Origin of the sequence: Kineococcus glutinatus (assembly GCF_039542765.1) — a bacterium.
Taxonomy (GTDB): domain Bacteria; phylum Actinomycetota; class Actinomycetes; order Actinomycetales; family Kineococcaceae; genus Kineococcus_A; species Kineococcus_A glutinatus.
On the sequence record NZ_BAABIL010000046.1, the window covers coordinates 1 to 10,116 of the forward strand.

At 76.8% G+C, this 10,116-nt stretch carries 9 protein-coding genes and 2 pseudogenes; 5 read left to right on the top strand and 6 right to left on the bottom strand.

From position 1 onward, the window contains the following. Together ABEB16_RS02295 and ABEB16_RS02300 are read right to left on the bottom strand one after the other, a co-directional pair. Positions 1–469 (bottom strand): annotated as a pseudogene (locus tag ABEB16_RS02295) (hypothetical protein); the annotation flags it as partial. Continuing rightward, positions 466–942, bottom strand: a complete 477-nt coding sequence (locus ABEB16_RS02300) for an NUDIX hydrolase (RefSeq protein WP_345710658.1) — start codon at positions 940–942, stop codon at positions 466–468. The pseudogene ABEB16_RS02295 and the gene ABEB16_RS02300, both read right to left, overlap by 4 nt. Before the next feature lie 133 nt (positions 943–1,075). On the opposite strand from ABEB16_RS02300, the gene ABEB16_RS02305 reads away from it, so the two are divergent. Continuing rightward, positions 1,076–2,545: a CCA tRNA nucleotidyltransferase gene (locus tag ABEB16_RS02305; protein WP_425560089.1), complete on the top strand. Its 1,470-nt coding sequence runs from the start codon at positions 1,076–1,078 to the stop codon at positions 2,543–2,545. A 97-nt stretch (positions 2,546–2,642) separates the two neighbouring features. Here the strand turns inward: ABEB16_RS02305 and ABEB16_RS02310 are convergent, their stop codons facing one another. The 3 genes from ABEB16_RS02310 to ABEB16_RS02320 all read right to left on the bottom strand — a co-directional run bounded on the left by ABEB16_RS02310 (position 2,643) and on the right by ABEB16_RS02320 (position 5,664). Continuing rightward, complete coding sequence (locus ABEB16_RS02310) at positions 2,643–3,893, bottom strand: MFS transporter (RefSeq protein WP_345710659.1); 1,251 nt, start codon at positions 3,891–3,893, stop codon at positions 2,643–2,645. A 7-nt stretch (positions 3,894–3,900) separates the two neighbouring features. Further along, a complete protein-coding gene (locus tag ABEB16_RS02315) occupies positions 3,901–4,482 on the bottom strand; it encodes a helix-turn-helix domain-containing protein (RefSeq protein WP_345710660.1) in 582 nt (193 codons plus the stop codon). Between the two features lie 123 nt (positions 4,483–4,605). Continuing rightward, positions 4,606–5,664 (bottom strand): agmatine deiminase family protein, encoded by a 1,059-nt coding sequence (locus ABEB16_RS02320; protein ID WP_345710661.1) that lies wholly within the window; start codon positions 5,662–5,664, stop codon positions 4,606–4,608. Between the two features lie 229 nt (positions 5,665–5,893). Between ABEB16_RS02320 and ABEB16_RS02325 the strand changes: the two genes are divergently transcribed. From ABEB16_RS02325 to ABEB16_RS02340, 4 genes are all read left to right on the top strand, one after another. Then, positions 5,894–6,781: a manganese catalase gene (locus tag ABEB16_RS02325; RefSeq protein ID WP_345710662.1), complete on the top strand. Its 888-nt coding sequence runs from the start codon at positions 5,894–5,896 to the stop codon at positions 6,779–6,781. 274 nt (positions 6,782–7,055) lie between these two features. Beyond that, positions 7,056–7,484, top strand: a complete 429-nt coding sequence (locus tag ABEB16_RS02330; RefSeq protein WP_345710663.1) for a hypothetical protein — start codon at positions 7,056–7,058, stop codon at positions 7,482–7,484. Positions 7,485–7,585: 101 nt separating this feature from the next. Next, positions 7,586–8,071 (top strand): hypothetical protein, encoded by a 486-nt coding sequence (locus ABEB16_RS02335; RefSeq protein WP_345710664.1) that lies wholly within the window; start codon positions 7,586–7,588, stop codon positions 8,069–8,071. Positions 8,072–8,165: 94 nt separating this feature from the next. Next, a complete protein-coding gene (locus tag ABEB16_RS02340) occupies positions 8,166–9,899 on the top strand; it encodes an EAL domain-containing protein (protein WP_345710665.1) in 1,734 nt (577 codons plus the stop codon). A 110-nt stretch (positions 9,900–10,009) separates the two neighbouring features. Here ABEB16_RS02340 and ABEB16_RS02345 read toward each other — a convergent pair. Continuing rightward, positions 10,010–10,116, bottom strand: a pseudogene (locus ABEB16_RS02345) (DNA-binding response regulator); the annotation flags it as partial.

Sequence of the window (10,116 nt, forward strand, 5' to 3'; positions counted from 1 at the left end):
GCTCGAAGGCCACCTCCGCGCCGGGGGCCAGGTCGGCGCTGGCCCGCTGCGCGGTCCCGGTGCCCTGCGCGCCCCCGGGGGCGGCCGTCGCGACCGGGATGCCGCCCGCGGGCCCGGTGGGGGAGGCGTCCGCCCAGGCGGCGACGGCCTGCCGGGTGCGCAGGGCGGGGCGCTGCACGAGCAGGCGCACCGAGACGTCCTGGAGCACCTCGGCGGTGTCGTTGCGCAGGGTGCCGCGGACGGTGACCGTGCTGCGGGCGGGGTCGACGCCCGGGCCGGGGCGGGAGTAGGCGGCCGGGGAGACGGCGGTGAGCTCCACCCGCACGGGCAGGTCGCCGCTGGTGGCGCCGGTGGTGCCCGTCGTGCCGCTGGTGGTGGTGCTCGCGGGGGCGGTGGCCGCCGCGGCGGCGGTGCCGGGGGCGGCCAGCAGGGTCGCGGCGGCCAGCCCGGCGGCGAGGCGGTGCTTCACGCGCTGGCGGTGAGCCGGCTCGCGGCGGCCTCGGCCATCCGCCGCTCGTTCGGGAACGCCAGGCGGGTCGTCAGCTCCGGCAGCGGCACCCACGCCACGTCCACCGCCTCGTGGTCCGGGTCCCCCTCCACGGTGAGGGAGCCGCCGGTGGCGAGGAGCAGGTAGAGGTGCACGACCTTGTGGATGCGCCGGCCCTCGGCGGAGAACCAGTAGTCGATGTGGCCGAGGGAGTCGATGACCCGGCCGCGGATCCCCGTCTCCTCCTCGATCTCCCGCACCGCCGCCTCCTGCGGGGTCTCCGCGCCCTCCAGGTGCCCCTTGGGCAGGCACCACTCCAGGCGCCCGGCGCGGTTGAGCCGGCAGATCACCGCGGCCCGCGGCACACCGGCGCGCAGGTCGACGACGAGCCCACCGGCGGACGTCTCCTGCACGGTGGGCAGCCGTCGCCGCGGCTCCCGGGCAGGCTTGACCACCGGCTCACTGTAGCCACGGCCCCGCCCGCCTCTGGCACCCTTGGACCCCGTGCCGTTCCCCGAGCAGTCGTCCGCGCCGCACGCCGAGCAGCAGCCCGAGCCGCAGCCCGCGCAGCGGCCCGAGCAGCAGCGGGTGCCGCTGGACCCCCGTGACGCCCTGCAGGCCGCGCTGGAGGACGCCCGCCGCCGCGCCGTGGACGCCCTGACCCCGGTGATGCCGCTGCTCACCGACCTCGGCCGGGTGTTCGAGGACGCCGGGCACGAGCTGGCCCTCGTCGGCGGCCCCGTCCGCGACGCCTTCCTCGGCCGCTCCTCCGCCGACCTGGACTTCACCACCGACGCCCACCCCGACGCCACGGCCGCGCTGCTGAAGCGCTGGGGCGACGCCCACTGGGAGATCGGCCGCGACTTCGGCACCATCGGCGCCCGCAAGCGGCTCGGCGACCTCGACGTCGTCGTGGAGGTCACCACCTACCGCGCCGAGAGCTACGACGCCTCCTCCCGCAAGCCGGAGGTGTCCTACGGCAGCGACCTCGTGGCGGACCTGTCCCGCCGCGACTTCACCGTCAACGCCATGGCGCTGCGGCTGCCGTCGCTGGACTTCGCCGACCCCCACGACGGGCTGCGCGACCTCGCCGCCGGGTTGCTGCGCACCCCCGGCTCACCGGAGTCGTCCTTCTCCGACGACCCGCTGCGGATGATGCGGGCCGCGCGCTTCGCCGCCCAGCTCGGCCTGCACGTCGCCCCGCCCGTGGTGGCGGCCATGACGGGCATGGCCGGGCGCATCGCGATCGTGTCGGCGGAGCGGGTGCGCACGGAGCTGGAGAAGCTGCTGCTGGCGCCGGACCCGGTGCCGGGGCTGCGCCTGCTCGTGGACACCGGCCTCGCCGACCACGTCCTGCCGGAGCTGCCCGCGCTGCGGCTGGAGATCGACGAGCACCACCGGCACAAGGACGTCTACGAGCACTCCCTCACCGTGCTGCGGCAGGCGGTGGCGCTGGAGGAGCAGCCGGACCTGGTGCTGCGGCTGGCGGCGCTGCTGCACGACATCGGCAAGCCCGCCACCCGCCGGTTCGAGGCCGGTGGCGGCGTCAGCTTCCACCACCACGAGCTGGTCGGCGCCAAGCTGGTGGCCAAGCGGCTGCGGGCCCTGCGCTTCGACAAGGACACGGTGAAGGCGGTGGCGCGGCTGACGGAGCTGCACCTGCGCTTCCACGGCTACGGCGACGGGGACTGGACGGACTCCGCGGTGCGCCGCTACGTCACGGACGCCGGCCCGCTGCTGCAGCGGCTGCACAAGCTGACGCGCAGCGACTGCACCACCCGCAACCAGCGCAAGGCGCAGCGGCTGTCGGCCGCCTACGACGACCTGGAGCGGCGCATCGAGCGGCTCAAGCGGGAGGAGGAGCTCGACGCGATCCGCCCCGACCTGGACGGCACGCAGATCATGGGGCTGCTGGGGGTGGGGCCGGGGCCGGTCGTGGGGCGGGCGTACAAGCACCTGCTGGCGCTGCGGATGGAGCGCGGGCCGCTGGGGGAGGAGGCCGCGGTGGCGGAGCTGCGGTCGTGGTGGGCGCAGCAGCCGGAGCAGCGGGCGGGCTGAGGCTCGGGCTGGCACGGGCTCGGCGGGGACGTCGTGCGCGCGACACGTCGGTGTGTCGCAGCCGGACGTCCCCGCCCCGAGCCGTTCCCGCCCCGCCTCAGCGCACCCCGTCGCGCCGCAGCCCCCGCCACGGCCCGCCGCGCAGCGGGGCCAGCGTCAGCAGCAGGTACGCCACCCCCGCGCCGAGCAGCACCGGCCGCGACCCCGCCGCCGACACCGCCGCCCCCGCCAGCAGCGGCCCCAGCGGACCGGCCAGCCAGCACAGCGCCGCCACGAGCCCCACGACCCGGGCGCGCGCCGCCGCGGGGGTCCGCTCCAGCAGCACCGCGTCGATCACCGGGTTGAGCGGCCCCGCGGCGGCGCCGGTCAGCACGAGCACCACGACCAGCGCGGGCAGCGGCAGGTCCAGCCACAGCGCGGCGTACGGCGGCGCCCCGCAGAGCAGGAACGCCGTCGTGAACGCCGCCCGCCGCGGCAGCCGGTGCCCGACCGCCGCCCACAGCAGGCTGCCGAGCAGCGCCCCGCCGCTGAAGGCGCCCACGAGCAGCCCGAGCGCGGCGGGGTCGGCGAGGCGCTCGGTGGCGTGCACGGGCAGCAGCACCGTGAGCTTGGCGGTGTCGAGCAGGTTGGTGCCCACCAGGAGGAGGACGAGGGCGCGCAGCAGCGGCTCGCGCGCCACCACGGCGACCCCCTCGGCGAGCTCGCGCAGGTAGCCGTCGCGCTGCCCCGGCTCCAGCCCCGGCGCCGCCGTCGTCGCCGGCACGCAGCGCGCCACGAGCAGCGCCGAGAGCCCGAACGTCACCGCGTCGACGGCGAGGGCCCCGGGGGCGCCGAGCAGCACGACGAGCGCACCCCCGGCCGGTGCGCCGAGCATCCGCGCACCCCGCTCCGCCGCGGCGGTCAGGGCGGTGGCCCGCTCCAGGGGGACGCCGGCCACGGCGGACAGCTCCGGCAGCAGCGCCCAGCGGGCGGCCTGGCCGGGCACGTCGAGCAGCCCGCCGAGCGCGACGAGGACGAGCAGCACCCACAGCGGCAGGCCGGTGCTGGCGTGCAGCAGCGGCACGGCGGCGACGGTGGTGCCGCTGGCGAGGTCGGCCGCGATGCTGGCGCGCCGGTGCCCGAGGCGGTCGACCAGCACCCCGCCGAGGGTGCCGCCGAGCACGACGGGCGCGGTGGCGCAGAAGCCGGCCAGGCCGGTGAGCGCGGCCGAGCCCGTCGTCTGCAGCACGTGCAGCGGGACGGCGACGAGGGTGACGGCGTTGCCGGCGGTGGAGACGGCCGAGGCGGTGAGGGCCGCGGCGAGGGGGAGGCGGTCGCGCACCGTCACGGGCCGCGCGGTGGTGCTCACCGTGCGCTCACTCCGGGCGCCGGTAGGCGTGGTGGGCGAGCACCACGGGTGCGGTGCCCCCGCGGGGGGTGCCCGCCCGCTGCTGCCACCGCTCGGTGAGCGCGTCGAGCTCGGCGACCAGTTCGGTGAGCTCGCCCGGCGTCAGGTGCAGGACGGCGTCGCTGCTGGACGCGGCGGCCGCCCACTCCGGCGGGAGCAGGGCCTCCTGGTCGAGGTAGCGCTGCAGGCTCTCGGCGAGACCGGCGGCGATGCTGCGGCGCAGCTCGACGGAGGCGGCGCGCGCCTCGGGGTCGTCGGCGGGGCCGGTGGGCTCCAGCGTCGTCGTGGCGTGGACGGCGCGCCACCACCGCTCGCGCCGGTCGTGGGCGAGGTCGGGTGCCTCCTCGACGAGCCCGGCGCCGGCGAGCTTGCCCACGTGGTAGCTGACGGAGCCGGGTGCCTCGTCGAGCAGCTCCGAGAGCCGGCCGACGCTCTGCGGCCCGCGCAGCCGCAGCTCCCCGAGCAGCCGCAGCCGGGTGGGGTGGGCGAGGGCGCGCATGGCCCGGGCATCGCGCACCCGGGCCGTGGCGGTGGGTTCGGGGGAGGGCACGTCATCGACGGTAGTTCGACGAGCAACGTTGCACAAGAAGTCTTGTCGAACTGGGTGCCCGAGGACGGGGACGTTCTGCGCGACCACACCGGCGTGTCGGCCGCACGACGTCCCCGCCCCGGGTCACACCGCGGGCTGCTGCTGGGTGATGCAGTGGATGCCGCCGCCGAAGGCGAAGACGTCGCGCGCGTCCACCTGGTCCACCGCCCGCTCGGGGAAGACGCGCCGGAACAGCGCCACCGCCTCGGCGTCGCGCGGGTCGTCGAACCCGCACAGCACGACGGCCCCGTTGACGAGGTAGTGGTTGATGTAGCTGTAGTCGACGAGCTCCCCGTCCACCTCCGCCACCTGCGGCGCCGGCACCTCCACCACCTCCAGCGCCCGCCCGCGCGCGTCCTCGGCGGCGCGCAGCACCCGCAGGTTCTCCGCGCACACCTCGTGGTCGGGGTGCGCGGGGTCGGGCTGGACGTGCGCCAGCACCAGCCCGGGGCGGGCGAAGGACGCCACGAGGTCCACGTGCCCGCGGGTGCCGAACTCCCCGTAGTCGGCGCTCAGCCCGCGCGGCAGCCACACCGTGCGCTCCACCCCGAGGGTGCGGCGCAGCTCGGCCTCCACGTCGGCCCGGGAGGCCCCCGGGTTGCGCTGCGGGTCCAGCAGCACGGTCTCGGTGACCAGCGCGGTGCCCTGCCCGTCGACGTGCACGCCGCCGCCCTCGAGGACCAGGTCGGAGCCGGTCACGGGCGCGCCGGCCAGCTCCGCGACCCGCCGCCCGACGCGGCGGTCGTGCTCCCAGGACGCCCAGCCCTGCTGCCCCCAGCCGTTGAACGTCCAGGCCACGGCGCCGAGGGAGCCGTCGGCCTCGACGACGAAGGAGGGCCCGGAGTCGCGCAGCCACGCGTCGTCCAGCGCGACCTCCACGACGTCGGCGCGGCAGCGCACGGCGGCCTCGGCGCCGGCCCGGTCCCCGGGGGCGGTGAGGATGGTGACGGGCTCGTGGTGGGCGACGGTGCAGGCCACGGCGGCCCAGGCCTCGCGCGCCCGCGCCAGCCGCTCACCGCCCTCGGGGCCGAACGTGGCGTTGGGGGTGGGCCACGCCATCCAGGTGCGGGCGTGCGGCGCCCACTCCGGCGGCATCCGGCGGTGCGTGGTGCTCGTCTCGGGACCGGCGACGTCGACGGACATGCGCCGCAGTCAACCAGGTGGGCGGCGCCCGCGCGGTGGTGCCGGCGCGGGTGGCGACCGTCGCGCCCGACGTCCTCAGCGGAGCGTGACGGTGCGGGTGCAGCGTGCGCAACAACGGCTGTGCGGAGCCTGTGAGGTGCGCGAGGTGCGTGTGAAGCGGGCGGGCGCGGGTAGGGCGGGGGCGAGCGGGTCGAGCCGGCGCCCGCAGCGACGCACACCGGAGGTGGACGTGTTCTTCCACAAGCAGGAGCTCCAGCACCACGCCAAGCCCGAGAAGGCCGACGCCGTCTACGCCCGCAAGCTGCAGGAGGTGCTGGGCGGGCAGTACGGCGAAATCACGGTCGCCATGCAGTACTCGTTCCAGGCGTGGAGCGCCCACATCCCGGGCAAGTACCGCGACCTGCTCTTCAGCGTCGCGGCCGAGGAGTTCAGCCACGTCGAGATGCTCGCCACGATGATCGCCCAGCTGCTGGAGAAGGCGCCCGTGGGTGCCGTCGACGGTGCGGTGCAGAGCGACCCGACGATCGCGGCGATCGTCGGCGGCACGGACGTGCAGCACGCCATCGTGGCCGGTGCCGGGCCGCGGCCGGTGGACTCCAACGGCAACCCGTGGCAGGGCAGCTACATCACCGCCAGCGGCAACCTGCTGGCCGACTTCACCGCCAACGCCAACGCCGAGCTGCAGGGCCGCCTCCAGGTGGCGCGGCTCTACCACATGACCGACGACAAGGGCGTGCGGGACATGCTGGGCTTCCTCATCGAGCGCGACACCATGCACCAGCGGATGTGGACGGCCGCGGCCATGGAGCTGCAGGAGAAGGGCATCGAGACGATGCCCGTGCCCGACAAGTTCCCCCGCGACAAGAACTACCTGGACGCCTCCAAGCAGTTCATCAACTTCTCCGACGGCGCGAACGCGGCGGACGGGCCGTGGGCGCAGGGGCCGGTCACCGGTGCCCCGGAGGAGGGCGACTTCGAGTACCTGCCCGCGCCCAACCCGGGTGTGCCGATGCCCGCACCGACGACGCCGGACCCGCGCTTCTACGGCACGACGGCGAAGAACGACACCGTCGAGAAGGTCACCGCCAAGGTGAAGGACGCGCTGCACCGCGGCTGAGGACGCGCCGCACCGACGGGCCGCACCGGGTCGGCGGCACCGCCGCCGGCCCGGCACCGCCCCGTGCACCTGCTGTGACGGGCGCCCGGGGCGGTGACCGGCCGTCCGGGTGGTCCCCGCAAGGGGGTGACGGAGGGTGGTCGAGCGTTCAACCGGCAGGGTGGGCCCGCTCAACCGCCGCGACGGGATGCCCGATGCACTCGGGGTGCGAGAACGGCCGCAGCCGCCGTCCCCGCCGCCCGTCCCACCCGTACCACCGCACCGAGGAGCACCCGTGAGGCCCCTGCACATGATCGTCAGCGATCTGGAGCGCGCATCGATGCGTGGGGAGCTGACGCCCACCTTCATCGACCGCTACGCCTCCCGGCACGGGGAGAAGGTGCCGGCGCTCTACGCGCTGGCCACGAAGCACGCGATCGTGGTGAACATCGAGGACGGTCGCAACGACCACCTGCTCGCCGAGTGGGGCAGCACCGTCAACGAGGACGCCGTGGCGCGGGCGATGGACAGGCAGGCCGTCGACGCCTACCGCCGGATGCGCGCCTCGCGCGGCGACGACCGCCCCTCGGTGCTGCGCCGCAAGCCGGGCAGGTTCGCCGGTTACGTCGCCAAGCCGGCCCCCGCGCCCGCCCCGGCCGCCGCGGCGCACCGCTGCCCGCCGGGGTGCACCTGCGACCTGGACAAGCGCCCCAGCACGCGCTGAGCGGGCGCTGGGCGCGCGGGACGCCCCCGCCCGCCCTAGCGTGACCGGCGACCCGGGTGGTCGGCCGCCCGGGGGTCACCGGGCGGCGGGAGGAGCGGGACGTGGCGGGCGGCGACGAGCTGGGCACCTACCTCGACGGGCACTTCACCGGGGCCGTGGCCGGCCTGGAGCTGTTCCGCCGCGCCGCCGCAGCGCGGCGCGGGCAGCCCTCGGGCGAGGTGCTGGCCCGGCTGGCGGCGGAGGTGGCCGAGGACCGGGCGGCGCTGCGGGCGCTGATGTCCGCGGTGGGCGCGACCCCGAACCGGCCCCGGGCGGCCGCGGCCTGGGTGGGTGAGCGCGCCAGCCGGCTCGTCACCGGTGGCCGGTCCCTGGGGCGCTCGCCGCTGCGGGACTACCTGGAGCTGGAGGCGCTGCTGCTGGGGGTGCAGGGCAAGGAGGCGGGGTGGCGCACGCTGCGGGCCCTGGCCGAGCACGACGGGCGCCTCGACGCGGCGGCGCTGGACGAGCTGGTGCTGCGGGCGCAGCGGCAGGCGGCGGAGCTGGTGGAGCTGCGGGCGCGTGCGCTGGAGCGGTCCTTCGCGGTGTGAGGTTCACCCGAGTGGGTGAGTGTGACCATTCTCTCCTATGTCGCAACTCTCTGTGTGCATACTGTGACTGACAGTGGCTAGCTGAGGGGGCGGCGTGAGCTCGGTGACGGAAGCGGTCGACGACCTCGTGCGGGTGCACGCGCCCGGCGACGAGCAGGCGGTCCTCGAACGCGCCGTCGAGACCGCCGTGCGCGCCACCGGCGCCGACCGCGGCAGCGCGCTCCTGCTCGGCCCCACCGGCGTCACCCACGCCGCCAGCCGCGGGGCGAGCGCCGTCGAGGGCCTCGCGCTGCGCGGTGACGCCGACCCCCTGCTCGCCGAACCCGCCGTGCAGGACGTCCTGCGCACCCGCTGCCTCGTGCGCCGCGAGGCCACCCACCCCGCCCGGCGCGGCGCGACCCCCCACGCCAGCCTCGGCGCCCCCCTGGTCGCCGGCGGTCACCTGCTCGGCGCCCTGCACGTCACCCGCACCGACGGCGGCGGCTTCGGCGCCGACGACGAGGTGTTCCTCTCCGCCCTCGCCCGGCAGGCCGGCTGGGCCGTCGCGGGCCTGCGCGCCCAGCGCACCGCCACCGAGCTCGCCGAACGCCTCGGCGGCTCCACCGGCACCGCCACCACCGCCGCGCTGCGCACCGCGCTGGACGGCGGGGCGGACGACGAGGACCCCATGCGCGCCGTCGACCGCATCCTCGAGGTCGCGCGCACCCACCTGAGCATGGACCTGGCGATCGCCTCCCGGATCGGCGACGGCGTGCAGCGCTACGACCGGATGGCCGGCGACGCCGACCGCTTCGGCGTGGTCGTCGGCATGGCCGTCCCCCTGGAGAACACGTACTGCCAGGCGATGCTCGACGGGCGCATCAGCGGGCTCGTCCCCGACGCCGGGGCCGACCCCTTCGCGTCCCGGCAGAACCGCAGGCTCGGCCTGCCCATCGGCTCCTACTGCGGCGTGCCGCTGCGCACGCCCAGCGGCGAGCTCTACGGCTCGCTGTGCACCCTCTCCACCGAGGCCGAGCCCCTCGTCGGCGGCGACCTGTCCTTCCTGCGCGCCCTCGCCGACCTCGTCGGCGACCAGCTCGCCCGCCACGAGCGGCGCGAGCGGGCGCGCGCCGAGCGCGAGGAGGCCGTCGAGAGGTGCTTCGCCCCCGGCGGGCTGCCCATGGTCGTGCAGCCCATCGTCGACGTCGTCACCGGACGGGTGGCCGGCGTGGAGGCCCTCGCCCGCCCCTCCTGCTTCGGCGGCCCGGCCCGCGCCTTCGCCGCCGCCCAGGAGAGCGGTCGCGGGGCCGACCTGGAGCTGCTGGCCGTCGAGTCGGCGCTGCGGCTGCTGCCGGAGCTGCCCGAGGGCGTGTACCTGTCCGTCAACGCCAGCCCCGCCACGGTCTGCGACGAGCGGCTGCTGCGCAAGGTGGCCGCCGCCCCCGCCGGGCGCGTCGTCGTGGAGATCACCGAGCACTCGGCGGTGTCGGACTACCCGCCGCTGCTGGCCGCCCTCGACCGGCTCGCCCGCCTCGGCGTGGCCGTGGCCGTCGACGACGCGGGCTCCGGCTTCGCCAGCCTCCAGCACGTCCTGGCGGTGTCCCCGCAGCTCATCAAGCTCGACGTCGGGCTGGTGCGCGACGTCGACAGCGACCCCAGCCGGCGCGCCCTCGCCCGGGCCATGGTGCTGTTCGCCGGCGAGCTCGGCGCCCGGCTCGTGGCCGAGGGCGTGGAGACCGCCGCGGAGCTGGCCACCCTGCGCGAGCTCGGGGTCCGCTACGTCCAGGGCTTCCACCTGGCCCGGCCCGCCCCCGTCGGGGAGCACGACCTGCTGCGCCCGCACGTCTGAGGCGGGCGCCGCCCCCGCCGCGCCCGTCTCCGGGTCCGGGCGGGGAAACGGCCCCGTCCGCGCGCCCGAACCCGGAGACGGGCGCGGCGGGAAGGGCGCCGCGGGACGGGTCAGGCCTCGGCCGCGCGCGGGGTCAGCAGGCCGCGCTCGTAGCCCGCCGCCACCGCCGCGGCGCGGTCGCAGACGTCGAGCTTGGCGTACAGGTGCACCAGGTGCG